This is a genomic window from Citrobacter sp. Cu233 (assembly GCF_030332225.1).
GTDB lineage: Bacteria > Pseudomonadota > Gammaproteobacteria > Enterobacterales > Enterobacteriaceae > Citrobacter.
The window spans coordinates 18,255-42,809 of the sequence record NZ_JAOWIF010000028.1; the positions used below are offsets into that span (position 1 = coordinate 18,255).

The following is a 24,555-nucleotide window of genomic DNA, read 5'->3' on the forward strand; positions in this document are numbered from 1 at the left end:
AGTCAAGTAGTCACTTTTCACCGCCCATCCAAGCTTGATAATTCTTACCGTTCCCCTTATATCCAGACTGAGGAATAACCTCTGACAAGGCTAAGGAACACGATTATGGGGCTTAAACCTGGTCCAAAACCAATTGCAAAATCAACAGGAAAACCCGATCAACGCAGACGTGATAATAAGGATACACCTGGCAATACCCCAGGACTGAAACCAAGCAAATCAGCTGGGAAGTAATCGTTCAAGGGTATGGAGAATTCATCCATACCCTTAACTCGTCAAATCTGTCTGCTTTAGCCCGCTTAGTGCCAGAAGCGGACGCCTGAATATATAAAACCATCTCTTTTTATCTATAAAACATTAGTTAAACGCAAATTGAATGAATAGAGAGTGGCTTGCAATGTGGTTTTGGTAAGCTATTCATTTGATCCATAGAAATAGATTAATATTAGTATTAATTTTAATAGTGTTTACGCGGTGGAAATGGTAGATTCGATATGACGTGTTTTTTCATACTTACCCCACATATTGAGAATGAACAGGCCATGGTAACTTATAAACAGGACGTTAAAGAAAAAAGCCGTATTGAAATATGGACAAAAGCAATCAAGAAACTGACTATTGATAGAGATAATCAGCGTATATTGAAACCTAACTATATCAGAAGGTTATGGGATTATGCATTTGATGAAATACTTCCAAACAAGGAGCCAGATGAAAGCATCATCGATTCATGGACCATTTTTTCGAATAGTATGTATGAATCAAAACAACCACAACAATTAAAGATTGCTTATTTTTGCGGCCCCGAACCAGAAAATGATTTAGAAGTAATGATCAGCCTCGGTGTTCAAATTTCAAATGTATGGGCTATTGAGTCTGATAAAAAAATGTATTCTGCTGCACTCTTGAGCGCTCGAGATAAATTCCCGACATTAAAGATATTTAATGGTAATATTTCTGATCTCATAAAAATAACATCATTTAAATTTGATATTATTTATCTTGACTTTACAGCACCTTTATTTAGTAAAGAATCTAAACCGATACTTACCATAAATGCTATATTTGAAAGCAACTCATTCAGTGACTTAGGGATTCTTGTTGTAAATAGTGCATTACCTGATAAAACAGAAGAGAATATTGAATTTTTGTCATCATACTTCAGAAGTCATGCTTTTCTTGAAAAATCCATTTTTTCAGGTGAAAGTAAAGACTCTCGTTTTATAGAAGGTGCCGATTTTCATGGGTATGGCGATGAGGATGAAGATGAAGATGAAGATGAAGATGAAGATGAAGATGAAGATGAAGATGAAGATGAAGAATACAATAAAACCTTCAAACACTTAATCGAATCAAATTTTGAATTTGCTTACAGTGCCTTTTCAACCAACTATCCAACCATAGCTGCAAGCTATATTTCTCCCATGTTGAGAGTTGGAGGTAACACAGCCTTAAAGCGAATGTTTCTGAAAATGGATGATAAAGAAATTCAGCTTGCCCTTGAAAAAATGGTCACAATATCAGACTGCGAAATTTTAGATGATAATGAAAATGCCGCAGAGATGTTTTCTGGTGGAGAAGTCTTCGAAAGTCACGAGGAATTTCCGATATGGAATTTTATATTACGCCTTAAGGATTCGAAAAGCGAGCTAGGTAAATACTGGTATCAGCAATTGTCGAAAAACAAACCGTCATATTTATATAGTATTCAATTATACGACTTACTCCGTAATGCTCAAAACTACTATCAAAGCACACTATCTAAAGATGTATCTAAGTCAATAAATGAGATAATTTCATCCCTACCGGATAAGCATGGCGGTATTTTTTGTGATGTTCCCTTGCCACATCTTTGGATTGAACTTGCCCTAAACCATTTAGGCAATGCATATCATGTAAATACGGATGCTCATTGGAGAGCTAAATATAGAGCTAAAAGTAGAAGCATGTACCTTGACCTGTTTGTCTTTGATAATTGCCGAGCTCTTTATGACTGGCTTCCCATGATAAATTTATATGGCAAGGATATGGCAACGATTGAAAGACAAATTATTGTGAGAGCTTGCATGGATGCCATAACTAAGCAAAACCATTATTCATCGTTCTTTAGCTATTATGGAGCCAACTTAATTGGCGTTGGAACAAAAAGATGGTCAGATTTTGGTAAACTTGATGAACGACATGACCTAAATGTTGAATAGCTTCGCTTAGCGAAGTTTCATAGTCCGCTTCTCGCTCACAGCGGACCTTCAGCAGCCCATAGCTGTTTGCTATGTACCGAAATCGGACATAAAAAGCATCTTGGTGAATAATATCCATGATGCTTCTCTGTATACATTTCTCACGATATCTAACTGAAGATGATTTCTTTTTTTACCATTTCGAAATGATATGTTGTGAGATCACTTTATCCCATAGTTAATTTCTAAGGCCATGGATGATACGAAATTATCTTGTTTATCTTTGGGTTTTGTCCACCATGGACCTGGATTTTCATCAAAATCCTTAAGTGCTTGTTGAGTTTTAGGACCAAAATAAATGCTTGAGAGATAAATAATACTCTGAAACTCGCCTTGAGCATCAGTTAATTTATCAACAACTAGTTGTTCAACTTTTCCTTTTTTTATCATGTCAAGGTGCTCATTCCAAATATCTTGCAAACCCGGAGATTTACCAAAAATCTTAGCAGCTCTATCAATGAGGATAATTCTCTGTTCAATTATTTTATTCTGGTATTCATAAAGACGAGATTCTTTTTCGTTAACAGAATTCTGGTAATTTGTAATAAGCACTCCTCCTAAAGTCCCTAATATCCCAAGAAACGTTAATGCAAGCGGAAGGATGATATCTTTAAAATACATTCCTCTCCGTCTATTTCGCGTGCTATTTTTTCTAGAGTTATAAATATTCATATTTACCACCTTTGCTGGCTTAAGTTTAAAAATAAAAAAACTGATATGATTTTAATTAAAGCATTTTACCACCGTACTTGGCAGAAGATTTAATCGTTATTGGCAATGATATTTTACAATAATACCAAAACTATTTAGATTTTTCTGCAATATCCTCTCCTCACTGTGAGTTCAACTCAGTAAGCTTGCCCGCATCTTGCCCATGCCTAAATCAAGAGCCTCACACTTTATCAAGTCTATGAATCAGCCGTTTTGCGAACAGAAAAATAGTGCGCTGGCGTACTGCCCATGGTTTTTCTGAACATGGTGATAAATGCGTTAACCGACTCATACCCCAGGTTTGCTGCCACATTTTGTACTGACACCCCACTTGCCAGCTCCCGCAGGGCAATAATCAAGTGCAGTTGCTGACGCCAGCGACCGAAGGTCAGACCGGTTTCACGCAGCATTAAGCGCGCTAACGAGCGTTCGCTGAGTGCCAGTCGCTTTGCCCAGACTTTGAATGTGCTCCGGTCGTCTGGATTGCTGACTAACGCATCGGCCATAGCACGAATTTTAGGGTTCGCAGAGACCGGCAGGCTCAATTTCTGCTGTGGCATGGTCACGAGTTCATCAAGTGTCACTCTGGTTAGCCTGCCAACATGACTCTGTGGTGCGTAATCAACGCCTTCATTCGTTAAACGATCAACTAACTCTTTAATCAGTGGTGAAATGGCCAGCGTGCAGCATTTTTCCGGCAATGCGGCAGTGCCAGGTTCAATAAACAGATAGTTAAGGTGCGCATTCCAGGTCGCTTTGGCGCTATGAGGAACGCCGCCGGGGATCCACACCGCGCAATCGGGTGGCACAATCCAGATATCGTTTTCCGCACGACAAATTACCGCCCCATACAGAGCAATAATCAACTGCCCTTTACGGTGCGAATGAACCGGAACTTCGGCTGCGTAATCGACGAAATCGATATGACGAGCGACTGCCGGGCTCGACGTGCTGTCGGGATCAAACAAGGTATTGGCAAGTCGGGATGTCATGTTATTGGCAACATTTAGGTATTTTTTGACAGAATAGAGTATTTAGTGACGTGTGCAAACCGGGAATAATTCTCGGCATGAATACAATCATCCCCCAACACGTCCCTTTTTGGCACGCGATACGCCGCTGGTCAGGCAGCATAATCACTCCCATGCTACTGAGTGACGCCCATGCCCTGCTCTATTCCCTCAGGAGTTTTGCCGCTGCGATGCTCGCCTATTATATCGCCCTATCGATTGGCCTGGAACGGCCCTCCTGGGCCATCATCACCGTCTATATTGTTTCGCAAACCTCTGTGGGCGCTTCGCTGAGCCGGTGTCTCTATCGCCTGGTCGGCACCGTGGCGGGCGCAGGGGCAACGGTATTGATCGTGCCTACGTTTGTGAATATGCCGATTGTATGCAGCGTGATGCTGACAGGCTGGATAGCCTTCTGCCTCTGGTTATCCCTTCTTGACCGTACTCCCCGCGCCTATGCCTTTGTACTGGCCGGTTACACCGCAAGCCTGATTGGCTTTCCCGCCGTATCCGACCCAGGCTCGGTGTTTAACATTGCTATCATCCGGGTGCAGGAGATAACGATCGGTATCGTCTGCGCCGCGCTGATCCACCGGTACATTCTGCCAAGTCGGATATCAGGCCTGTTCAACAGCAAATTGACGCAGACGCTACACGCGGCACGACAGCATGTTGCCGATACTCTGGCGGGCAAGTCTGATAAGGTTTCAGCCCCCTTGCAACTCGCGCTTGCACTGCAATTCCTGCAGGGCATCAGCCACCACATCCCGTATGATTTTGCCCTTTCAGTTCCGGCCCGACAGGCCAGAAAAGCACTCCATGACAGGCTGGCACGATTAGCCATCGTGAACGGCGAATTACGCGATCGCTTGCAGGTGATCGCGGATATGCCCGCCGATATACAGACGCTGCTGAATGATGTCCAGGCCTGGCTCACCTGCGACAATGTCGGGAAACACAAAAGTACTGCTGAAGCCCTACAAAAACGTAGCACCCGGTTACTACAGAAGCGTGCGGTGCAATCACTGACCTTTGAGGACGCGCTGGGGGTGAACTTCTTAGGCTACATAGCGGAGTTGATTAGTCTTATTCACCAGTGTGAGCGCCTTTCGCAGGCTATATTTCACGCGGAACCCGGGACCATACGGGCGGAAGATAGCGCGGCGAAAGGATATATTTTTCATCGCGATCCCCTGAGTGCAATCCGGACGGCACTGGGCGCGTTTGCCATCATCCTGAGCGGCTGTCTGATATGGATCGACTCAGCATGGTCAGATGGCGGTACAGCGGTTTCCATTCTTGGGGTTTGTTGCACTCTGTTTGGAAGTTTCGACACGCCTGCACCCCATATTGTGAAATACATTATCGGCTCCTTCTGGGGCGTATTGATAAGTCTCATCTATAGTTTTGCCCTGCTTCCCCAGGTCAGCGATTTTCCCGTACTGGTTGCCGTGCTTGCTCCGGTCTACCTGCTTGCCGGGTCACTCCAGGCACGGCCGCCCACCACGTTTATGGCGATGGGAATAACGTTGACGCTACCTGTATTGTGCGAGTTGGGTGCACATTACAGCGGCAACTTCGCCGATGCGGCTAACACCGCCATCGCGCTATTTTTCGCGACCGGTTTTGCGGTCTTTAGCATGAGCCTGCTGCAAACCGTGCAAGCCGACGCGGCGATAAACCGCCTGCTGAAACTTTGTCAGCGTGATATCCGCCGGAGCGTGAACGGCGTATTTAAAGGAGATGAAACGCACTGGACCAATCTGATGATTGATCGAGCTGCCTTGCTGCTGCCACGCATACCGCGTAGCAGGCCATCATCCGCTCGGGCACTTGTTCACCTGATGCACTTTCTGCGCATTGGCCTCGGTGTGATGCATCTTCGCCGCTGCGACATGCCCTCAGGCTGTGGCATCAACGCCATCCTTTATAACCTTACCCGCTCTACGGAGACTGAAGCCTTGCGCGAGCGCATCGCGGAGATAACCGTTCAATACTTGCCCGCCACTGATAAACCATCGCGCCAGTTAGTCGACAAACTGGTTGATTTGCACTGCGCGTTACGAACGCAGGACGAGGGATCCACAAATGATAAATGACATCAATATCGGGGGTGTTTTTTTTCCCGGTCTGCTGATGACTGTGCTCATCGCGCTGATCTGTACGCTATCACTCTTATTAATTTTCTCTTTCAGCAGGCTTTACCGACGTTTGCCCTTTCGCCCGTTGATTGATTTTTCGACTTTTATCATTAGTTGTTTCCTGCTTTTGCAGGGCCTGACCACTCTGGAGTTATTTGCATGAAATCTTTACTCTCTTTATTGGGTTGCTATGCGCTGACATTAAGTGCCGTTGCGGTGGCGACACTCGTGGCATTTATTTTCTGGAAACAGTATGCGCAAACACCCTGGACACGCGACGGGCGGGTTCGTGCGGATGTGGTGCAGATTGCACCGGATGTTTCCGGGCCGGTGAGTCGCGTGGAGGTCCGCGATAACCAGTGGGTTAACCGTGGCGATATTCTCTATGCCATCGATCCCCACTGGCTGAAGCTGGCCGTGCTGAGTTCACAGGCTGACGTTGAGGCAAAACGTCATGAGATGCTAATGCGGCAGGATGCGGCAAGGCGACGGGCGATGATCAAAGGGGTGATATCCAGTGAGGACATCCAGCAAACAGGCAGTGCGGCAAGCATCGCGGCGGCCAATTATCAGGGCGCACTGACCGCGCTGGAACTGGCTCAGCTTAATTTAGCGCATGCCACCGTGAGATCACCGGTGGACGGCTATGTCACACATCTCCGTCTTCGGCCCGGTGACTATGCCACCGCGGGAGAGACAAAAGTCGCCATTGTCGATGCGCACAGTTTCTGGGTGGTGGGCTATTTTGAAGAGACTAAACTGCGTCATATCCGCGTCGGGAAAACCGCGCAGATTTCACTGATGGGTTTTGATTCGCTGCTCATAGGCCATGTGGAGAGTATCGGGCGGGGAATTGGTGACAGCAACGATGAGACCGGCGGACTTGGGCTGCCGGATGTCAATCCCACCTTTAGCTGGGTTCGGCTGGCTCAACGCGTACCGGTGCGCATCCAGTTAGATACCATGCCTGCAGGCATTGAGTTAGTGGCAGGATTATCCGCGAGTGTATCCATTATGCCTTAACAGGTATTAACAGCTCCGACTATCATAGGGTTGAGGTAACGGTGTATGTGTAAATATCCCAGTAACACCGGTCATCCCATGACTTCTGCGGACCTATAATGTTGATTTATTAATGAGCCAGAGAGCAACACGATGGGTAGTAGCCCCATATTTCTATTAAAGAGGTGAAGCTTGACCGTTTTGGTGAAATCGAGGGTGTCCTGTTTGCGAAGGTCCCCATAGTGCCAGAAGCGGAAGTTGGAGTGTCAGTAACTCTTTTAGAGTAAATGACCAAGTTATGTTAGATACTTACACTTGGATCGCAGTGAATCATTGCGTGCTCGAAGAGAACGTCTTAGAAATCAATGGAATGAAGGTTTGGTCACTTAACAAATTGATTAAAGGCTTAAAAAAAGATGGTTAGCACATTTTTCGATTTCCATATTTGTTAAATTAGTTAATATTTTTATTAAATTTAAGGATATTTTTGTTATGTCAGAAAACGAAAGGAAAAGAAAACGCCAGACTAGTGCTCAAAAAAAAGAACGTGCTGATTTTGCTGAGAAAGAAGCGAGGACAAAAGAATGGATATCAAACCAAGCCTCGCGTGCAAATAAATTACGCTCACAGGATAAGGAGTTTCATGGTCTGGAACGTGAGTTCATGTATTTACAGAATAAAATGCTTAAAGATTTTGAAATATCTAAAGATATTAAACATCCTAGAGATGTTGGTACGGTTAGAGAAGAATTGCTAAGAGCTTTCTTTATAGATAATAAGCTTTTGCCGCTTAGTTATGCAATCTCAAAATCGAGCGTCCGTGTTGCATCAACAACCGGACACATTAGTAATGAAATTGATATTCTTTTTTATGATGCATTAAATGCATTTACGCTTATGCAGCGACAAGATATCTACGAGGTTTTACCTGTTGAGTACTGCTATGGTGCTATTCAGGTAAAATCAAAACTTACAAAAAAAGAATTAGGAAGTGCATTCAAAAATATTGCCTCATTCAAAAAATTAAAGAGAATAGTTAGTAATCAAGGTATTATTGTTCATTCAGGCACGAAAATTCAGAAGGATGGATTCGGAGTTATTTTTGCTTATGATACTGACATGGAGTGGAGCGATATCGTTTCAGAGTTAGAAAAGCATGCGCAAAGTTATGATAAAAGTTTACTTCCTAATGCTGTCTTCATTCTTTCGAAAGGCTTTTTCTTATATGGCGATGAACGCTTTGGAAGTGTCTATAATTCTGATATGAAGAACTTTGGAGACATTGTTGTATATGGTAATCCTGATTATCAAGGGTGTTGCCTTTATCAACTTTATGATATTGTTTTTAATTTACTTAATAGCACAAAAACTAAAAATGTATTACCAAATCAGTATTTCAGACTTCCGTTGACTGCGGGGGATTACTCTTACGAATATAACTTAGGCTACTTTGCAGAATATGGTCATTGTGAAGCGCATGGAGACTTTGCAAGAACATATACTCCAGAGAAACTTGAACGACTAATTAGTTGGTGCCAGACAGCAGAACTAATTAATTGGGTGAAAGCCACGGATATAGCTTATGGTAAAGCAGGTGACAACTATGAGGCTTATGAAAGGCAATCAGGCGATGTGATAATTTACAATCCAGAACACTTACCTCTTAGCGATATTTTAGTCAGCGATAGGGAAATAATTGTTGAAGGAAAGGAAATGCTAACTAAAGCACTTGCTTATGATGCGATAAAATGTGGTGGAATGAATATTTTAATTCCTTATTATTATCAAATCACCGAGGACTTAGTACAAAGTTGTCCCAAGTGTAAAAAAATGCACTTAATAAAAATTCAACTGATAAGAACTAATGCCACCATTTATAGAATGGCAGGCAATTTTTTGAAGTCTAAATTATATTTAACATCACAGATTAATGCTCAGAGACCGTTTCAGAACAGTCTCTGACTGCATCATTAATTAATAAAGTAAATTGCCTTTTAACGATAGGGGGTAATAATTTCATTATTACCCCCTATTTACGTTCATCAAACCTAAAGTAAGTCCGTTTTTCGCTCATAGCGGACCAAAATCAAATTCTAAAACGACGTTGCTAAGTGGGAGTCCATAGTGAATGACGGGACGCTCCGGGCAGCGCCATAATAAATCAGCGCCCGCTAGAGGTAGACGTTGTTTCATAGTGCTATGAGCGCTCCTGCCAGACAATCCAAGCAACCGCCGCTTCCCATGAGATATATCCGTTGTTGCCATGTTTCGCCCTCCGAAGATCAACTGTATCACCAAACCTTTCAATGATGAATTTTTCAAACTCTATGCGTTTTTCTTCGTCGTTCGTTGAATCCATGCGCTCCCCTGATGCGTCCCATTAATCGCTCTTATTGCATAAAAAATAGCATATACAATAGAGAGTGAAAAACCCGCCGTAGCGGGTTTGATTTTGATGGCGAGTGCTATCTATTGATAACTATTTCTGACAAACCTTCTTAGATTTGCTGATTGAGCTATCATTACAAACAAACTTTTCGCCCGAGCAATGCGATATTCCGCCTTTCTTACCTGAGCATGGCTTGTTTGCTGCCGTTGCTGTCAGTGAGAAAAGTGACACCAATAAAACAACAAGAACTTTCTTCATATCCCCATCAGTAAAAGACAGGGAATCGTAGCAGGGATTGATGAAGCGAAAAAGAGAACCCTCCGTAGCGGGTTGAATTAGCAATATTTTATTAAGCCGTCATTTGTTTCTGATGACAAATCTCTGGCAAATTAGCTCATACCAAAGCTTCAGCGAACGACGGGATAATGAGACGGCCTATTACCTCTTCTCATTCTGCGCAGCCATGTCCAGATAGCGCGGATCGGATGCTTTCGGTAACGTCAGGCTTTGCTCGCGGTAGTGGCGCACTCGCTCCATGAAGTATTCTCGAAGATGTTCTGGCTGCTCTCGTGCTACCTGCTCAGCGATAACCGGCATGTTCAGGCGCTCTTTGTACGCTACACCAGAAGCCGCCAAGTCGACGTTAACCTTGTCCTGCTCTTCTTTCGATTTTGCTGCGATGTTAAATTCACTCATAAATAATCCCCAAGATAGTCACCAAAGGCATTAATGAGGGATGAAAGAACTATCAAGATCACACCCCAAAAAATGTTAATGGACACTTTACGTCCCTCATCAGACGTGACTGACGTTTTCCCATCTTCGTCCGTTCCAGCAAAACAAAAAGCCTTGGCTTGAGAAAGGTAAATACCATCGGCGAAAAGAGGCGATAGAGTAAGTAACGTACCAATCATGATCCCAATTGAGCCAAATCTTGGAAGGATATTCCACTGTTCATAATACTTAGAAAGTAATACTCCCACAGCAATAATACTCAGCCAAATAACAAGCATGAACGCTCTATTTGCCAACCATTTTATGTAAGGATCTAAAGGATGGATATCATGTTTACTTCTGAATTGATTGCTCATTTCCCCTCCATGTTATGGAGGGGATTATAGGTCAGGCTGCGATTTTTTTCGACTGGCATACCTCCGGCAGGTTAGCCCTCACCAAAGCCTCAGTAAATGGTGGCAGCACCGCATTGCTCCATCTGTGACAAGGCGAAGATTTCAGATTGCGGTCGCATTTAGTCACCCTAAATGCGCAGAAGTCAACAGAGTTGTTCAAGCTCCGATGACAAAATCATAATGCAAAGATTATTAGCAAAAATTAAATTCTGTGATAGGAATATTTTATTTCTTTATTTTTTGTATTTGATTATGCATTTCCTTAACCATACTCTCTAATTCAAAATCCGAAGATGTTATTTCAGTCATCATAGCCTGAGCTGATTGAGATAGTTGTGCATTAACTGTTTTTTCAGTTAAAATCTCTACTCCCTGCTTTAGGTGTTTCAACTTATATGAGCTTGAACATATCATCAACGTATGATGAATAATTAACAAACGAAAACTATCTAACCATTTTGCAATATACCCAGACAAAATAACCAAAATTATCAGCACTTGATAATAGACTTGCTCTGATAAAAAACCTAATAAGCCAACCTTAAATTTGAATGAATAAAAATAAAATAAAAGAGCACTCAATATAAGTTGAATGATAATTTTTGGTGCGTCATTAGTTTTCACTTTGCGCTCCAGCTTTATATTTATCAACAACTACCCTCAGGTCTTTATAGCAAGCAAAATTTTCAAGCATCATTTTAAAGATCGTCAGCTTTAAATTATTACTTAGCATGTCTTCACTTAGGTTATCCTCTGCAAAAACATCTAACTTATCTGAGGAAATATTTTTTATTATGAATGCTCCATTGGAATTTTTGGATTCAACAAAGATAGTTTTACATGGTGTTGTGGTTGTCAAATTAACAACTTTAGCTATACTATCAGCATCGAAAACACTATTAAAATCATGAGGCGACTGAAAAGAATTTGAAATTTCAATCCTTGAAGAAATCATAGATTCTTTAGCGTACACTCTCAAATCAGTAAAGGCTTCTTTATAATAAAAAGAGATGCCATAATCTGTGTCTTTTAATTTTGAAACTTCATTTACACTTGATAAAGATTTTTTTACTTCTTTTAACTCAATCATCTCAGACCTTTTTATTTAATGTGTTCTTACGGAATCACCTTTCAAATTTATCTCTTATAGGAGCAATTCTCAAGGATTTTATCAATGATTAACGAATGTTAAAATGTTGATAATTTAGGATAAGAAAGGTTTCTTTGCACTTCCATTGTAAGTATACTCCAATTGTTCTCTACTTTAATTGATTGTATTTGGCAAGCAACAGTTGTATGAGTGTCCGCCCATGCTCGGCAGCCGGCGGCGCAATTGCCAAGCGTACCGGTGGCACTGGCTTACCCTCAGCGACGCGCTTCTCCCACATGTCTAGCAGATCGCCTGCCTCGCGCGCCAGCTCCCTGCTCTTGCTCTCGGAGTTAGCGAGTTGTGCTGCTAGTCCCCCGTAGGTTGGTTTCATGCTGTTTTCCCTAGTTTATTTTTTCGACAAGTTCAATCCACTGTGGCGCCAGCTTTTTCTCTGCCTGTGCGCGGCTGCCAGCTGGGCCATTCAAATTCACACGGTAATGGTCATACGGGCATTTCAATCCACCCCATACCCATCCCATATGGTTAGGCTTTAGCGCGTATTCGGGCATATTTCCGCAGGTCGGACAGCGTGGTAACTCAGACTGTTTCATTGCGCCAGCTCCTGCATCAGTGCACCGTGTTTGCGAATGCTGCGAACGGCTTCACGAAGTTTTTCCAGGTTGGCCAGCTTCGCTTTCGTACGGCGAATTTCGCTTGAGATACCGCGTACCGTTGGGATCAGCAGATCATCAGGACGGCTCACGAACGAGGGAATTTCCTCGACAATTTCAGTGACAGATTTTTTTAGTACTGGTGGCGTTGATATCTCCGGTTCCTGTGGTGTTGAAATCTTGTTTTTAACTGGCCCAGCGGCCGCTACCGAATAAACAAACTTGTTGCCCACTTTTTCGCGGATGATCCGCCCTTTTGTCATGTGGTGGGTCAGCATTGGTGCCACACGTTTGGATTCAATACCTGCCAGTGTTGCCAGCTCAAAGGATGTCTGTGGTCCATGTTCGGCCAGTAAGGCGATGACGTCGCTGACAGATACACTTGCCGGTGTTTTGCTGACAGAACTGGTCGCCGTGGGCTGTGACTTCACCTCCCCAGTAGCAACTTTCCAGTACCCGTTAGCCTGAACAACCTCGTTACGTTCTTCGTGCTCACGCAGCATCCCGATCACCGCCGCAGGCTCAATTTTCATGCGCGCCGCAATTTCACGGGCAGTCGCTTTTTCCATCGCTTTCAGTACGTCTAAAATGGTTTCCATAAAATTCTCCAGGTTAATTTTTTAGCCCCTGAAACCTTCAGGGATGGTGTTGTCCGGGACTGAAATGGCGTTAACATCCCGTTGTTGCGTGCTACCGCCAAGTCGGATAATCAATTCATCCCATTTTTCCCGCAGCTTTGACGGACTCAGGACGTTGCGACACCAGAACGGATCGCGTTGTACGCGCTTGAACAGGTCGCAAATCTGGCGGTGGGTGCGCCCGTCTATGCAGCGCATCAGGCGTATTTCGTTTGCCCAGGCATTCCAGTTAGGGTCTTTTGGGCGTGACAGTTCGCCGTCTGTCTCGGCGGCCTTCTCGTAGAGTTTTTTGATGCGGGAAAAAACCCACTCAGCGCACTGATGATCTTCTGGTGTGCCCCATTTGCCTTTTTGCTGTTCAGAAGATGATTTTTTTTCTTCGCCTGTAGGTAAATCGACTTCCGGGGACGCAATTCCCGGACAAGAAGAGATCTGTATGTATTTATCTGTTTTAAGATCTGTATAGAGAATAGATTCGGCTTGAGAGCCGTTTCCAGGATTCGGCTTATGAGCCGTTTCCATTCGGCTTAAGAGCCGTTTGGTTTCGGCTTGAGAGCCGTTTCCATTCGTCTTAAGAGCCGAATCCAGCACTGGCGGGAATATCAGGGCAATTAATGCCTCTTCATTGATGCGATAATGCATCTTCGGCGTACCGTTTACCTTGCGTTTCTTCTCTTCGATAACACCGGGCAAATACTGGCTGATTATTTTGCTCATTGCCTTGCGGATGACATCCTCGCTGGACGCACGAACTTCCGCAGCAATTACCGCGTGTTCTTTGTAAAACCAGCCATTTTCCAGGTGAGATTTACCCGACCAGAACACCAGCTGATTCAGGATCGCCGCGAGCAAATGCTGCTGGCGGTCACCAGCGAAAAAATCCAGATACGGACAAGGGATCGTGATGCTGTTTCCCTGACCGGACATCGACTGGACAATCTCAAAAATTCTACTCACACAAAACTCCGTACCTGCTGTGCGCTTAGTCATGACTGCACCTTCCTGAACTTGAGTTCAAACTCTCTCCGGCCTGTCTCGCAGATGTCCTGATAGCCTTCGTATCGGTACATAACCCGAAGATGAGAAACTCTCATTACCGTCACCATGCGTCCGCGTTCGTTGCGGTATTTCATCCCCGGAATCAGTTCAGCGCTGCGATCGACTGTCTCCACCGGTACTCTGTGCTTCATCGCCTTTTTCATACGGTCTACTAATTCCTGGGCAAGCATGGGAGCCTCCTGTTACGCCGCGCGCGGACCAATATGGTTAAACTGGATGCTGACGCCGGGGATGAGATCGGCCAGCGCCTGAATCGCCTCTGCCGTTTCTTTGCGGATAACCTGCATGGGCTTACCAGTCAGCACCGCGCTGGTTGCCTCGATGCACTCGCGGTTCGCAATGGCCACCAGGTTATGTAAGTCATGCTGACCAGCCAGCTCTGCATCCATCGCAGCCCTGATTGCTGGCGCCAGCGCAGCTGCCTGACCACGATAATTCGGCGTGTCATTTCGAAATGCCCGCTGGATGATCTGAGTGTTGTTATGCAGGCGACGCGCATACTCTGACGGGTCCACGATATCTGCCAAGCTATCCAGCAACTCACCGTAGTGATGCGCTGTAATCAGCGGGACTATCTTTTTCCAGCCCCCTTTCCTGCCATCCTTCATCGCCCACTCTTCCAGCTCGATAGCCAGCAATTTAATCTCGTTGATTTTCATCAATCAGATTCCTTCTTGGTTGTGCAGATATTCTGTTTACCAAGGCGCTTGGCCTGGCGGTAACGGTCATAAACGTCTTTGTCGTAGATGAGTACGCCACCCGAGGCTTCTTCCAGGCGACGGGCCCGACCTTCGGGGACAAGTGTTCCCCATTTGTAAAGAGACTGAAGTTCTACACCGGCGGCTTTCGCGAGTTTTGTTTTGGTGTCAAAAAAAGCAAGTGCTTCACATGTGAGCATGTGACCTCCATTTTGTTAGGTATATCTAACATTAGCTTGCGCGGGATATCTAAGTCAATAAAATTTAGAATTGTCTAACTATGAAAAATTTAAACAGCCTTGGACAAAGAGCTCTTGCCAGACGTAAAGAGCTAAAGCTGACTCAGCGTGAGGCAGCCAAACTTGCTGGTGTTGCGCACGTGACCATTTCGCAATGGGAGCGTGATGAAACGCAACCTGTCGGCACCCGTCTGTTTTCGCTCGCAAAAGCCCTATCATGCACACCGACTTGGCTGTTGTTTGGAGATGAACAGCAAAATCCTGTCCCTGCCAATGAATTACCATCCACCACTCAGTTGACTGACAAGCATCGGGAGTTGATAGATCTCTTTGATTCTCTGCCTGAATCGGAGCAAGAAGCCCAGCTTCAGGAAATGCGAGCGAGAGTGCAGAACTTCAATAAATTATTCGAAGAGCTTCTCCAGGCCAGACAACGTCAAACCAAAAAATAATTTTCTATTTATCAGTAAGTTAATTTAAACTCGCTCATTTTGTTAGTTTTATCTAACAAAATTCCTTGCCTATTTCGTTAGACATATCTAATCTAAACCCCATCAAGTAACCACACGCAGTGATTACTCAGAATCAAAATGTTCCGCTTACCCTGGCGATACAGGGCCAGAAACAAAAAAAGCGCCCTACTGGACGCTTCGCTCTTTAACAATCTGGATATCCACAACCTGACTCAACGGTTTAGCCAGCTACCACCGTTTAATTCTCGCCCAATCTCATTTAAAGATTTGGGTTGATCGTAGTCCGGATTTTTATTCATTAAGAACTTGTTTTCACAGTGGAGACAACGGCTTTTATGAAAATGCGCATTTTTACTTACAGGGAAAGGATGAAGTATCGATTTTATATTTTTGGAATAGCAAAGTGGGCAAAGATGCACGGTTATTTCTTTTCCACTCACAACTTCATTTTTAGAGTAAACAAAAGCACCAGATTCAAGCTGATCAAGGTTATATCCTTCTACCTTGGCACAAAAATCTTCAAACTCTGCAATTTTTGCTTTGAGATGCATTACCTCTTCGTCACGAAGGCGGATCGCATCGCCAAGAGAGAAGCACTCCGCCTGAAGCATGATTAGTTTGTTCTGGATTTCTATGGTTGCAGCTTTTACCTCTGCATCTGTTTTCGCTTCATTAATAACCTTAGCGAGACCAGCCGTTTCCTTTATCGCGGCCATAGCCGCCGACAGTTCAGCGATCACTTTGAGTACTCATATTATTGTTGGGGATATCCAGATTAACCGAATCCTTGTTGTTGGGGAATAGCAGGATCCACCGCGCCTGATGTGGTTAAAAGCAGGCCAAAGCAATAACAAGTAGACCCCTGTTCTGGCGGCCCGGTGTTTTCCCGTGTATTTCCGGTAACCGCCAGCTTTTTCAGGGCGCAACATGCAAGTGCACTCCTTCACTTACCAGTTATGGGTGACAGGTGTGGAACAGGTGGAGTGCGCTTGCAGATGTGATTAATTGCTGTGTGTGCCGCGTGATCTTTGCCCATCTCCCACGATGGCACCTTTTTTACCGGAGGGTTTATGAAAAATTCACAGCCAGTTATACCGGACGGGGATCCTGATGTGGAAAGCTCCGTAAGTAATTTTATTCATCAGTTAACCGTTCCTGCTTTTCGCGACCGCCTTACAGCTGAGATCGAAGCGCTGTACGAACAACAGAAGGCAGCTCTCGATCACACGGAACCTTTACTCAGGATGGTGCGTGCCAATGGTTAAATTTACCAGAGAAGATATTGCCCAGCGTACAGCTGAAGCTGAATATAAAAAAGCTGTGGCTGATATAACCGGCGTTCAAAAATATAAAGATGAGGCGGTGCTGGATATGTGTTTCATCAAAGTAATGACCAAAATAGTTAACGACCAGAGGGTTAATATTAGCGAGTTTTTACGCTGAACTTTTATTTACCCCCTTCAATAACTTCAAACAATTAAGAGAGTTTTTATTTATGCCTTAACTGGCAGGGCTAACTATATCCATCAATGATGGCCCTGTCATAGCCAGCTATGCAGGGAGGGTAAGTGACACTTGAGTGCTGTCCGTATTGTAAAAAATGGAGTTCTGATGATTCCATGTATAAATCAACAAAAAGAATTCATAAGAGAGTGGTGACTGCTTATTTCTGTAGCCTTGAGCATGCTATCTCCTACAAACAAATTCATGAACCACGGCGCTGTAATTTAAGCAGAAGCAATGCACGCCATACACATAAACATTATTGAGGTTGTTATGACTATTGAATTAAATATTTTTTCTGGAATGCTCGAACCTAAAAAAGGTTCGCTTGAGAAAAATAAAGACCTTCCCGTTTACGCTGGCGCTGTGAGAGCAAAAAATAAATCCGCGGCACAGGTAATGTTACACGGAATTTTTCTGCAATTTGCACCAGAACTTGCTGATGATTATTTCAAGCCTAAAGTATGGGAGGACAGCGAAGACGTCCCGCGACCTGAACTTATGGGCGTATTAACTCCTGATTTTTTCTCAGATGAAATTGTCTGGAATGCTGAAACCGGCAAACCTGAACGCGTGCTGGTTGAGCCTGAACTTGCTGAAGATGTTACAGCCGCAGAAAAAATGACAGCGGTAAGACCGTTACCAGCTAACTATCGCGCCGCCAGTCTGGTGCTGTTTGGACCTGTCGAGGAAATCACAGCTATTCAATACGGCCAGGTAATGGATCTGGTTAACGATGATGAAAGCAGTTTTGCCCGCGAACTGGCGGAAGCTATCGCCCGCGAACCACACACACTGGCGCTGCTGCCAGAACGTCAGGAAGAATTAATGGCGCATCTACGTGCAACTGTCAAAGAAACAGCACAGTGGACTGATATCAAAAGGCCGATTAATAAATGGCTTGATACTCCGCCAGCAAAACGCAATGAGAAAAAACCAAGCATGAGCGAACTTGCTACCAGGCTGCGCTATCGCATCGCCATGGGCAAATTATCCCGCTCCATGGATTTCGACGTGTGCAGTCCTCCAGTTGGCATTGAAATGCGCATCAATACCATGCTGTGCGGTAAAGATGTCGAGATTGATGACTGGTGTGCGCCATTTTCACGTACACCGGGTATTCATGATTATCACCCGGCGTCCATCGTGGCCATCATCAAAACCGCTGATGAAAAACTTCATATTTACCCTGGCGAACTGCGCCAATACATTGATAGCTGCATTGCGGGTTTTGACTGCGTTAATCCACCACAACTGGTCATTGATATTGCCTGCGGCCGTACGTCTGCCCCGCTGCCACAAAAAAATGATGGAGCAAAATCTGATGGTAAAACCGAACAGACGTTACAGGACGAAAATTTACCACCAGCAGTCTGCCCGTCTCGCGCTGCAGAACTCGACAGGGAACTGGATGCAGCATTTGCCAATAGCGCCTCAAATGAAGGTGAAAAAACGGAAGTAACCGAACAGGAAGACGACCGTCCACTTCTTGATAATCATGAAATTGAGATTGCCCACGCGCTGAACGACCTGCTTTCCGGGCGTACTGACATTATGGGTAAAGAAGAAGCGGAAGGCGTTGTGGCATGCACCGGTCATATTATCGCTGACGTTCTTCCTCTGCTGATCATCGATATCGCCACCACTGAATTTTGTCTGTCGCCCAATTTCAGCGATGAAGAAGTTCACGATGTCGCAACGACAATTCTTGAGGGCTGGTCTGATGATGTGTCCGTTCGTCAGAAAATCGCCCTCGATGCGATCGTGGAATATCGTCGCCCGGAACCACCGAAACCGGTGGTGATGGATCCTCCCGTGGTTACCGTTAAGCCGAAAAAGGAACCAGAAACTGTATCTGCGCCAAAACCTGAACCGATGGCCCTCACCTACCGCCAGCAACTGACGCTCGCAGCTCTGCAGGGGATGTGTGCAAACCCGGCATACCGCGGCGATTTTGACGAATTGCCGCACATGGCCGCAGCGTTGGCCGCTGGAGTTATAAGTGCGGAGGCGGAGAAGTGACAGAGAATTTAACCGGCGATGAAGCCCTGATCCGTTCTCTGCACGTCTGTGATGATGGATGTGACTGGACGTCCTGGCATGTATGGCGAATGGGAGAACGGCGGCGCATAAGCGAACATGTTTTCACGCGACCGCCAGTTCGTCAGCGCGCTATACCGCAGAGTATAAAACCCAAGAAAAAACGGCGCCAAAAAAGAAAGGCAAAACCAACTGCTGATTTTTGACAATCAATCTGCGCCAGTCGTTGCGCGTATCGTAATGGCTGGCTATCGCGAGTGATGGCTATGAGTGAACAATTTCTGATACCGCTGACGGAATGGAAAACCGGTCGATTCGGCTTTTCCATAACGAATACCACTCTGGTGAAATATGGCAAGTTGGGATACATAAACCCAAAGCCTGAAAAAATATGCGGTCGCTGGTGCGTTGATCGCAATGCCGTGTATGTTGGCCCAGGTACTGTCGGCGTGGCACCAGAAATTCACGATGACGATGACGATGCGTTAAAGGAGATCCTGAATCATGTCACCAAGGCCACGAAAAAATAGCATATCTATACCCGGGCTTTACGCCCGGTTCGATCGCCGCACCGATAAAACCTATTACCAATATAAAAACCCGGTAACCGGAAAATTTCACGGACTTGGTACCGATAAAGTCAAAGCAGAAAAGATAGCATCCACTGCCAATCAGCGACTGGCAGCAGCTGAGGCTGATTATTTCCTGAAGAAAATAGATGAAAGACCATCATCAAATAGGGCTCGTGGGATCAGTTTACAGGCGTGGATTGTTCGCTATGAAAAAGTGCAGCGTACCCGCGTAGATAACGGCGATTTATCAGAAACCCGACTCAAAGAAAAAATGAGAATGGCTAATCTTTTAGTTGGCCGACTTGGCAATCATCCGTTGCGTAGTCTGGAGGTTAGGGATTTCTCCCTGATTCTTGAAGAATGGCTTGATAAGGGGCAGACCAGCACCGCGTTAAATAACCGCGTGGTATGGGTAGATATTTATCGTGAAGCACAACATGCAGGCGAAGTTCCACCGGGCTGGAATCCTCCGGAGGCGACACGCAAACCGGTACCGAAAGTAACCCGCGCCAGACTCAGCATCGAGGACTGGAGAGCCATATTCAATGTTACCCCAGAAGGGCATTACAACAGGAACGCCATGCTTCTCGCCCTGGTTACTGGCCAGCGAAGAGAGGATATTGTCAGAATGAAATTCTCCGACGTGTGGGACGGTCATTTGCATGTCGTTCAGGGTAAGACTGATATGCGTCTGGCGCTACCACTGTCCCTTCATTGCGATGCCGTGGGCATGACACTTAAAGAAGTCATTGCCGGTTGCCGTGACAGGGTTGTTAGCCCCTATCTGGTTCACAGCCGGCAGCAGAAAAAAGGCCAGCCAATGAGCAAAGATAATCTGAGTGATTATTTTGCGGTTGCCCGGGATATGGCAGGGGTTAATCCACCAGCAGGAAAAACGCCAACAACCTTTCACGAGCAACGCTCGCTAGCTGAACGACTGTACCGCGCGCAGGGGATCGACACTAAAACACTGCTGGGTCATAAAGTGCAGGCAACAACAGATCGGTATAACGACACTCGCGGCCAGGAATGGGTAAAGCTGGTCATTTAAATGGGCATTTTTTTCCGCTCACCTGGAAAATTGTTGTAAAATTCGCGGCCTTAGTGATGGCTGTCTGTTTTGGCGGGAAGTTTTGGAGAGATTTTGGAGAAGAGAAAAAGTTGATTATTTTCAATACTCTGAAAGTATCACGCCTTCTGAACAAGAAGGTGGAACTCGAATGATCGGTCGACTGCTTCGCGGCGGTTTTATGACCGCTATCTACGCGTACCTGTACATTCCAATCATCATTTTGATTGTGAACTCCTTTAACAGCTCGCGCTTTGGCATTAACTGGCAAGGCTTTACCACCAAATGGTACGGCCTGCTGATGAACAACGACAGTTTGCTGCAGGCGGCACAACACTCGCTAACGATGGCCATACTCTCCGCGACCTTTGCCACACTGATCGGTTCACTGACTGCGGTCGCCTTATATCGCTACCGTTTTCGTGGCAAGCCATTTGTCAGCGGCATGTTATTTGTGGTGATGATGTCGCCGGATATTGTGATGGCAATTTCGCTGCTGGTGCTGTTTATGCTGATTGGCATTCAGTTGGGTTTCTGGTCGCTGCTGTTTTCACATATCACGTTCTGCCTGCCTTTTGTGGTAGTAACGGTCTACTCACGTTTGAAAGGCTTTGACGTACGTATGCTTGAAGCAGCAAAAGACCTGGGTGCCAGCGAAGTGACTATTCTGCGCAAAATCATTCTGCCACTGGCCATGCCTGCGGTAGCGGCGGGTTGGTTGCTAAGTTTTACGCTGTCGATGGATGATGTCGTGGTTTCGTCCTTCGTCACCGGGCCCGGCTATGAAATTTTGCCATTAAAAATCTACTCAATGGTTAAAGTCGGCGTATCACCAGAAGTGAACGCTCTGGCAACCATTTTGTTGGTTCTGTCGCTGGTTATGGTGATCGCCAGCCAGCTTATTGCACGTGATAAAACCAAGGGCCGTTGAGGCTCTTCATTCAGGGGACGTTAAATGAAAAAATGGTCACGCCACCTGCTCGCGGCGGGTGCTCTGGCACTGGGCATGAGCGCCGCTCACGCTGATGATAACAACACGCTTTATTTCTATAACTGGACCGAGTACGTTCCGCCAGGATTACTGGAACAGTTCACTAAAGAGACCGGGATCAAGGTTATCTATTCGACCTACGAGTCAAATGAGACCATGTACGCCAAGCTCAAAACCTACAAAGACGGTGCGTACGATCTGGTGGTGCCTTCCACCTATTACGTCGACAAAATGCGCAAGGAAGGCATGATCCAAAAGATCGATAAGTCGACGTTAACCAACTTCCACAACCTCGATCCGGAAATGCTCAATAAGCCGTTTGATCCGAACAACGACTACTCAATTCCTTATATCTGGGGTGCGACGGCCATTGGTATTAACAGTGATGCCATTGATCCAAAAACCGTGACCAGCTGGGCTGACCTGTGGAAACCGGAATACAAAGGCAGCCTGCTGTTAACGGATGATGCCCGCGAAGTATTCCAGATGGCGCTGCGCAAGCTGGGATACTCCGGAAATACCACCGACCCGAAAGAGATTGAAGCCGCATATAACGAGCTCAAGAAGCTAATGCCTAACGTTGCAGCCTTCAACTCCGATAACCCGGCTAATCCGTATATGGAAGGCGAAGTTAATCTGGGGATGGTGTGGAACGGTTCTGCATTCGTGGCGCGTCAGGCGGGTACACCGCTGGAGGTCGTCTGGCCGAAAGAAGGGGGTATTTTCTGGATGGACAGCCTGTCTATTCCGGCAAATGCCAAAAACAAAGAAGGTGCGCTGAAGCTAATTAACTTTCTGCTGCGTCCGGATGTCGCAAAAGAAGTCGCGGAAACCATCGGTTACCCGACGCCAAACCTGGCGGCACGTAAGCTTTTAAGTCCGGAAGTGGCTAACGATAAAACGCTCTACCCGGATGCAGAAACCATCAATAAAGGGGAGTGGCAGAACGATGTTGGTTCTGCCAGCGCCCTCTATGAAGAGTATTATCAGAAGCTAAAAGCAGGACGTTGATTCAGTGGGGTAAGAAAGGCCCGATGGCGTTATGCTCATCGGGCCTACAAAAACGCATGCCGTAGGCCGGATAAGGCATTCGCCGCCATCCGGCAAAAAATCACAGGCCTTTCAATAACTTCTCAACAAACTCGGGTACCACCTGGCTTGCCGGACCGTAATACTTCTCTTCAAACTCGCTACCCACCTGGCTTGGCTCAAGATTTAACTCCACCGTATGCGCCCCATGCAGACGCGCTTCGTGGACAAAACCCGCGGCCGGATAAACATGTCCTGACGTGCCAATGGCAATGAAAACATCTGCCATCGCCAGTGCCATATAAATTTCATCCATCCCCAGAGGCATTTCGCCAAACCAGACAACGTGCGGTCGCAGTGGCGCTGGGAACTGGCAGCAATGGCATTTGTCTTCCGGCGTGACGTCCCCTGTCCAGTCTAATATCTGCCCGCTTTGCGAACAGCGAACCTTAAGGAGTTCGCCGTGCATATGGATAACGTTCTGGCTTCCCGCACGTTCGTGCAGATTATCGATATTTTGCGTTACCAGTAGAAAGCGATCACCCAACTCAGCTTCGAGTTTTGCCAACGCAATATGCGCCGCATTTGGTTGAATTTCGGGCTGCTGTAACTGATGACGGCGGGCGTTATAAAATGACTGAACCAGTCCAGGATTACGGCTAAATCCTTCCGGCGTTGCCACATCCTCAACCCGATGTTCTTCCCAAAGACCATCCGCAGCGCGGAAGGTACGAATCCCTGATTCAGCGGAAATCCCCGCACCAGTCAGGACTAACACCCTTGGTTTTTCCACCACCTCAGGCACCACTCTGTCTCTGAAAAAGATCCGTTGACGCAGGCGATCGCGCAAATGGCGTTTATTTTTACGAAAACGGCTTAATCGATGACCCCGACGCGACAGCATAACAACCTCTTTGTATTAATCGGTAAGATGTAGGAAAGCGGCTCCGCGCATCCCACCCGCATCACCGTGTCGTGCCTGCTCAATACGCGGCACACGGGCAACGGGCAGCAAATGACGTGGCAATCGATCCGCCAGTTGCGTCGTAATAGCGGTAAAGTTCGACAAGCCACCGCCAATCACCACTAAATCGGGATCGACGATAGTCAGGATATTCCCCAGGCAAACGGCCAGCAAATCCAGATAACGCTCTACATGCGCACGCGCATGCTCATCGCCTTGCTCCCAGAGGGCGATAATTTCACGGGCATCCAGAGGTTGATGGTAGTAATGCTGGTACAACCATGCAAATCCGCCACCGGAAAGATAGCTTTCGATGCACCCCAGTTGGCCACATCCGCAACGACGCAGTGGGAAATCAAATCCCATCAACGTCAATGCATCAACAGGCAAACGGATATGACCGAACTCGCCGGTAATATAGCTACGTCCAGTGATAGACTTCCCGTTAAGCACCAGGCCACCACCGACACCGGTGCCGAGGATTAAGCCCATGACTAACGGATACTGGGTGAACTCATCGTCCCAGGCTTCGGAGAGTGCAAAACAGTTGGCATCATTATCCAGACGCACATCGCGATCCAGCCGTGCGCTGAGATCGGCCCGCAGCGGTTTGCCACTGGCGGCAGGAACGTTAGCCGCGTACAGCGTGCCGTCTTCGGTCTCGGGCATGCCAGGGATACCAATCCCTACGGAACCCTTAACGCCAAAGCGCTGGTCCGCCTCCGTCACCAGAGCGCACACCGCATCAAGGAAAGCGTCATAACTATCACGCGGCGTAGGGACACGTTTCTCCCACTGCAAACGACGGTGGTTATCGAAGACGCCTAACGCAATTTTTGTCCCGCCAATGTCAAACCCGTAATACATCACCGCTCCTTGATACACGTCTTTCTTCA

Annotated in this window: 30 protein-coding genes and 1 pseudogene; 13 read left to right on the top strand and 18 right to left on the bottom strand. The window is 46.1% G+C overall.

The window, feature by feature from the left end; all coding sequences use genetic code 11:
• Positions 1 to 542: 542 nt before the first annotated feature.
• Positions 543 to 2,201, top strand: a complete 1,659-nt coding sequence (locus OGX95_RS00910; RefSeq protein WP_286627974.1) for an SEN1985 family protein — start codon at positions 543 to 545, stop codon at positions 2,199 to 2,201.
• Between the two features lie 201 nt (positions 2,202 to 2,402).
• Here OGX95_RS00910 and OGX95_RS00915 read toward each other — a convergent pair whose 3' ends face one another.
• Complete coding sequence (locus tag OGX95_RS00915; RefSeq protein WP_286627975.1) at positions 2,403 to 2,912, bottom strand: hypothetical protein; 510 nt, start codon at positions 2,910 to 2,912, stop codon at positions 2,403 to 2,405.
• 236 nt (positions 2,913 to 3,148) lie between these two features.
• Entirely contained in the window at positions 3,149 to 3,943 is a 795-nt protein-coding gene (locus OGX95_RS00920) for an AraC family transcriptional regulator (RefSeq protein ID WP_121584589.1), read from the bottom strand.
• Positions 3,944 to 4,095: 152 nt separating this feature from the next.
• Between OGX95_RS00920 and OGX95_RS00925 the strand changes: the two genes are divergently transcribed.
• From OGX95_RS00925 to OGX95_RS00940, 4 genes are all read left to right on the top strand, one after another.
• On the top strand, positions 4,096 to 6,060 hold the full coding sequence (locus tag OGX95_RS00925) for an FUSC family protein (RefSeq protein WP_286628671.1): 1,965 nt from the start codon (positions 4,096 to 4,098) through the stop codon (positions 6,058 to 6,060).
• Positions 6,050 to 6,265, top strand: coding sequence for a DUF1656 domain-containing protein (locus OGX95_RS00930; protein ID WP_040233557.1), 216 nt, complete (start codon positions 6,050 to 6,052; stop codon positions 6,263 to 6,265). Before OGX95_RS00925 ends, OGX95_RS00930 begins: the two co-directional genes overlap by 11 nt.
• Positions 6,262 to 7,125, top strand: a complete 864-nt coding sequence (locus OGX95_RS00935; protein WP_286627976.1) for an HlyD family secretion protein — start codon at positions 6,262 to 6,264, stop codon at positions 7,123 to 7,125. The genes OGX95_RS00930 and OGX95_RS00935 overlap by 4 nt, the downstream gene beginning before the upstream one ends.
• A 471-nt stretch (positions 7,126 to 7,596) precedes the next feature.
• A complete protein-coding gene (locus tag OGX95_RS00940) occupies positions 7,597 to 9,066 on the top strand; it encodes a DUF6602 domain-containing protein (RefSeq protein WP_286627977.1) in 1,470 nt (489 codons plus the stop codon).
• A 235-nt stretch (positions 9,067 to 9,301) separates the two neighbouring features.
• Here OGX95_RS00940 and OGX95_RS00945 read toward each other — a convergent pair whose 3' ends face one another.
• From OGX95_RS00945 to OGX95_RS01000, 13 genes and pseudogenes are all read right to left on the bottom strand, one after another.
• Positions 9,302 to 9,463: a hypothetical protein gene (locus tag OGX95_RS00945; RefSeq protein WP_286627978.1), complete on the bottom strand. Its 162-nt coding sequence runs from the start codon at positions 9,461 to 9,463 to the stop codon at positions 9,302 to 9,304.
• A 120-nt stretch (positions 9,464 to 9,583) separates the two neighbouring features.
• Positions 9,584 to 9,751, bottom strand: a complete 168-nt coding sequence (locus OGX95_RS00950) for a YdcA family protein (RefSeq protein WP_286627979.1) — start codon at positions 9,749 to 9,751, stop codon at positions 9,584 to 9,586.
• 180 nt (positions 9,752 to 9,931) lie between these two features.
• A complete protein-coding gene (locus OGX95_RS00955) occupies positions 9,932 to 10,189 on the bottom strand; it encodes a DNA polymerase III subunit theta (RefSeq protein WP_286627980.1) in 258 nt (85 codons plus the stop codon).
• The gene (locus OGX95_RS00960) at positions 10,186 to 10,584 is read right to left on the bottom strand and encodes a hypothetical protein (RefSeq protein ID WP_286627981.1); all 399 of its coding nucleotides are present in this window, start codon (positions 10,582 to 10,584) and stop codon (positions 10,186 to 10,188) included. Before OGX95_RS00960 ends, OGX95_RS00955 begins: the two co-directional genes overlap by 4 nt.
• Positions 10,585 to 10,848: 264 nt before the next feature.
• Positions 10,849 to 11,247: a hypothetical protein gene (locus OGX95_RS00965; protein WP_286627982.1), complete on the bottom strand. Its 399-nt coding sequence runs from the start codon at positions 11,245 to 11,247 to the stop codon at positions 10,849 to 10,851.
• Positions 11,237 to 11,713, bottom strand: a complete 477-nt coding sequence (locus tag OGX95_RS00970; RefSeq protein WP_286627983.1) for a hypothetical protein — start codon at positions 11,711 to 11,713, stop codon at positions 11,237 to 11,239. Before OGX95_RS00970 ends, OGX95_RS00965 begins: the two co-directional genes overlap by 11 nt.
• 169 nt (positions 11,714 to 11,882) lie before the next feature.
• Positions 11,883 to 12,044 (bottom strand): annotated as a pseudogene (locus OGX95_RS22910) (replication protein P); the annotation flags it as partial.
• A gap of 70 nt (positions 12,045 to 12,114) precedes the next feature.
• The gene (locus OGX95_RS00975; protein WP_286627984.1) at positions 12,115 to 12,324 is read right to left on the bottom strand and encodes a hypothetical protein; all 210 of its coding nucleotides are present in this window, start codon (positions 12,322 to 12,324) and stop codon (positions 12,115 to 12,117) included.
• Entirely contained in the window at positions 12,321 to 12,983 is a 663-nt protein-coding gene (locus tag OGX95_RS00980) for a DUF1627 domain-containing protein (protein WP_286627985.1), read from the bottom strand. Before OGX95_RS00980 ends, OGX95_RS00975 begins: the two co-directional genes overlap by 4 nt.
• 21 nt (positions 12,984 to 13,004) lie before the next feature.
• Positions 13,005 to 13,949, bottom strand: coding sequence for a phage replication protein O (locus OGX95_RS00985; RefSeq protein WP_502872756.1), 945 nt, complete (start codon positions 13,947 to 13,949; stop codon positions 13,005 to 13,007).
• 59 nt (positions 13,950 to 14,008) lie between these two features.
• On the bottom strand, positions 14,009 to 14,251 hold the full coding sequence (locus tag OGX95_RS00990) for a DUF4222 domain-containing protein (RefSeq protein WP_286627987.1): 243 nt from the start codon (positions 14,249 to 14,251) through the stop codon (positions 14,009 to 14,011).
• A 12-nt stretch (positions 14,252 to 14,263) separates the two neighbouring features.
• Positions 14,264 to 14,740, bottom strand: a complete 477-nt coding sequence (locus OGX95_RS00995; protein WP_286627988.1) for a toxin YdaT family protein — start codon at positions 14,738 to 14,740, stop codon at positions 14,264 to 14,266.
• Positions 14,740 to 14,979, bottom strand: a complete 240-nt coding sequence (locus tag OGX95_RS01000; protein WP_286627989.1) for a Cro/CI family transcriptional regulator — start codon at positions 14,977 to 14,979, stop codon at positions 14,740 to 14,742. Before OGX95_RS01000 ends, OGX95_RS00995 begins: the two co-directional genes overlap by 1 nt.
• Before the next feature lie 80 nt (positions 14,980 to 15,059).
• On the opposite strand from OGX95_RS01000, the gene OGX95_RS01005 reads away from it, so the two are divergent.
• A complete protein-coding gene (locus tag OGX95_RS01005) occupies positions 15,060 to 15,470 on the top strand; it encodes a helix-turn-helix domain-containing protein (RefSeq protein ID WP_016150004.1) in 411 nt (136 codons plus the stop codon).
• Positions 15,471 to 15,703: 233 nt separating this feature from the next.
• Here OGX95_RS01005 and OGX95_RS01010 read toward each other — a convergent pair whose 3' ends face one another.
• Complete coding sequence (locus OGX95_RS01010; RefSeq protein ID WP_286627990.1) at positions 15,704 to 16,231, bottom strand: hypothetical protein; 528 nt, start codon at positions 16,229 to 16,231, stop codon at positions 15,704 to 15,706.
• 330 nt (positions 16,232 to 16,561) lie between these two features.
• Between OGX95_RS01010 and OGX95_RS01015 the strand changes: the two genes are divergently transcribed.
• The 7 genes from OGX95_RS01015 to potD all read left to right on the top strand — a co-directional run bounded on the left by OGX95_RS01015 (position 16,562) and on the right by potD (position 22,677).
• Positions 16,562 to 16,756, top strand: coding sequence for a hypothetical protein (locus tag OGX95_RS01015; RefSeq protein WP_286627991.1), 195 nt, complete (start codon positions 16,562 to 16,564; stop codon positions 16,754 to 16,756).
• Positions 16,749 to 16,934, top strand: a complete 186-nt coding sequence (locus OGX95_RS01020; RefSeq protein ID WP_047502010.1) for a hypothetical protein — start codon at positions 16,749 to 16,751, stop codon at positions 16,932 to 16,934. The genes OGX95_RS01015 and OGX95_RS01020 overlap by 8 nt, the downstream gene beginning before the upstream one ends.
• 333 nt (positions 16,935 to 17,267) lie before the next feature.
• Positions 17,268 to 19,016, top strand: coding sequence for a RecE-related exodeoxyribonuclease (locus OGX95_RS01025; protein ID WP_286627992.1), 1,749 nt, complete (start codon positions 17,268 to 17,270; stop codon positions 19,014 to 19,016).
• Between the two features lie 284 nt (positions 19,017 to 19,300).
• A complete protein-coding gene (locus OGX95_RS01030) occupies positions 19,301 to 19,564 on the top strand; it encodes an excisionase (protein ID WP_286627993.1) in 264 nt (87 codons plus the stop codon).
• Positions 19,539 to 20,657: a phage integrase Arm DNA-binding domain-containing protein gene (locus OGX95_RS01035; protein ID WP_286627994.1), complete on the top strand. Its 1,119-nt coding sequence runs from the start codon at positions 19,539 to 19,541 to the stop codon at positions 20,655 to 20,657. The genes OGX95_RS01030 and OGX95_RS01035 overlap by 26 nt, the downstream gene beginning before the upstream one ends.
• Positions 20,658 to 20,826: 169 nt before the next feature.
• Complete coding sequence (potC, locus tag OGX95_RS01040; protein WP_096757408.1) at positions 20,827 to 21,606, top strand: spermidine/putrescine ABC transporter permease PotC; 780 nt, start codon at positions 20,827 to 20,829, stop codon at positions 21,604 to 21,606.
• Positions 21,607 to 21,630: 24 nt separating this feature from the next.
• Entirely contained in the window at positions 21,631 to 22,677 is a 1,047-nt protein-coding gene (gene potD, locus OGX95_RS01045) for a spermidine/putrescine ABC transporter substrate-binding protein PotD (protein WP_286627995.1), read from the top strand.
• Positions 22,678 to 22,777: 100 nt separating this feature from the next.
• Here potD and cobB read toward each other — a convergent pair whose 3' ends face one another.
• A complete protein-coding gene (gene cobB / locus OGX95_RS01050; protein ID WP_286627996.1) occupies positions 22,778 to 23,599 on the bottom strand; it encodes a Sir2 family NAD+-dependent deacetylase in 822 nt (273 codons plus the stop codon).
• 15 nt (positions 23,600 to 23,614) lie between these two features.
• Positions 23,615 to 24,526, bottom strand: coding sequence for an N-acetylglucosamine kinase (gene nagK, locus OGX95_RS01055; protein ID WP_137382946.1), 912 nt, complete (start codon positions 24,524 to 24,526; stop codon positions 23,615 to 23,617).
• Positions 24,527 to 24,555: the final 29 nt, after the last annotated feature.

Coding starts and splice junctions, on each gene's coding strand:
- OGX95_RS00910 (WP_286627974.1), top strand. CDS start 543: ATGGTAACTTATAAACAGGACGTTAAAGAAAAAAGCCGTATTGAAATA.
- OGX95_RS00915 (WP_286627975.1), bottom strand. CDS start 2,912: ATGAATATTTATAACTCTAGAAAAAATAGCACGCGAAATAGACGGAGA.
- OGX95_RS00920 (WP_121584589.1), bottom strand. CDS start 3,943: ATGACATCCCGACTTGCCAATACCTTGTTTGATCCCGACAGCACGTCG.
- OGX95_RS00925 (WP_286628671.1), top strand. CDS start 4,096: ATGCTACTGAGTGACGCCCATGCCCTGCTCTATTCCCTCAGGAGTTTT.
- OGX95_RS00930 (WP_040233557.1), top strand. CDS start 6,050: ATGATAAATGACATCAATATCGGGGGTGTTTTTTTTCCCGGTCTGCTG.
- OGX95_RS00935 (WP_286627976.1), top strand. CDS start 6,262: ATGAAATCTTTACTCTCTTTATTGGGTTGCTATGCGCTGACATTAAGT.
- OGX95_RS00940 (WP_286627977.1), top strand. CDS start 7,597: ATGTCAGAAAACGAAAGGAAAAGAAAACGCCAGACTAGTGCTCAAAAA.
- OGX95_RS00945 (WP_286627978.1), bottom strand. CDS start 9,463: ATGGATTCAACGAACGACGAAGAAAAACGCATAGAGTTTGAAAAATTC.
- OGX95_RS00950 (WP_286627979.1), bottom strand. CDS start 9,751: ATGAAGAAAGTTCTTGTTGTTTTATTGGTGTCACTTTTCTCACTGACA.
- OGX95_RS00955 (WP_286627980.1), bottom strand. CDS start 10,189: ATGAGTGAATTTAACATCGCAGCAAAATCGAAAGAAGAGCAGGACAAG.
- OGX95_RS00960 (WP_286627981.1), bottom strand. CDS start 10,584: ATGAGCAATCAATTCAGAAGTAAACATGATATCCATCCTTTAGATCCT.
- OGX95_RS00970 (WP_286627983.1), bottom strand. CDS start 11,713: ATGATTGAGTTAAAAGAAGTAAAAAAATCTTTATCAAGTGTAAATGAA.
- OGX95_RS00975 (WP_286627984.1), bottom strand. CDS start 12,324: ATGAAACAGTCTGAGTTACCACGCTGTCCGACCTGCGGAAATATGCCC.
- OGX95_RS00980 (WP_286627985.1), bottom strand. CDS start 12,983: ATGGAAACCATTTTAGACGTACTGAAAGCGATGGAAAAAGCGACTGCC.
- OGX95_RS00985 (WP_502872756.1), bottom strand. CDS start 13,949: ATGTCCGGTCAGGGAAACAGCATCACGATCCCTTGTCCGTATCTGGAT.
- OGX95_RS00990 (WP_286627987.1), bottom strand. CDS start 14,251: ATGCTTGCCCAGGAATTAGTAGACCGTATGAAAAAGGCGATGAAGCAC.
- OGX95_RS00995 (WP_286627988.1), bottom strand. CDS start 14,740: ATGAAAATCAACGAGATTAAATTGCTGGCTATCGAGCTGGAAGAGTGG.
- OGX95_RS01000 (WP_286627989.1), bottom strand. CDS start 14,979: ATGCTCACATGTGAAGCACTTGCTTTTTTTGACACCAAAACAAAACTC.
- OGX95_RS01005 (WP_016150004.1), top strand. CDS start 15,060: ATGAAAAATTTAAACAGCCTTGGACAAAGAGCTCTTGCCAGACGTAAA.
- OGX95_RS01015 (WP_286627991.1), top strand. CDS start 16,562: ATGAAAAATTCACAGCCAGTTATACCGGACGGGGATCCTGATGTGGAA.
- OGX95_RS01020 (WP_047502010.1), top strand. CDS start 16,749: ATGGTTAAATTTACCAGAGAAGATATTGCCCAGCGTACAGCTGAAGCT.
- OGX95_RS01025 (WP_286627992.1), top strand. CDS start 17,268: ATGACTATTGAATTAAATATTTTTTCTGGAATGCTCGAACCTAAAAAA.
- OGX95_RS01030 (WP_286627993.1), top strand. CDS start 19,301: ATGAGTGAACAATTTCTGATACCGCTGACGGAATGGAAAACCGGTCGA.
- OGX95_RS01035 (WP_286627994.1), top strand. CDS start 19,539: ATGTCACCAAGGCCACGAAAAAATAGCATATCTATACCCGGGCTTTAC.
- potC (WP_096757408.1), top strand. CDS start 20,827: ATGATCGGTCGACTGCTTCGCGGCGGTTTTATGACCGCTATCTACGCG.
- potD (WP_286627995.1), top strand. CDS start 21,631: ATGAAAAAATGGTCACGCCACCTGCTCGCGGCGGGTGCTCTGGCACTG.
- cobB (WP_286627996.1), bottom strand. CDS start 23,599: ATGCTGTCGCGTCGGGGTCATCGATTAAGCCGTTTTCGTAAAAATAAA.
- nagK (WP_137382946.1), bottom strand. CDS start 24,526: ATGTATTACGGGTTTGACATTGGCGGGACAAAAATTGCGTTAGGCGTC.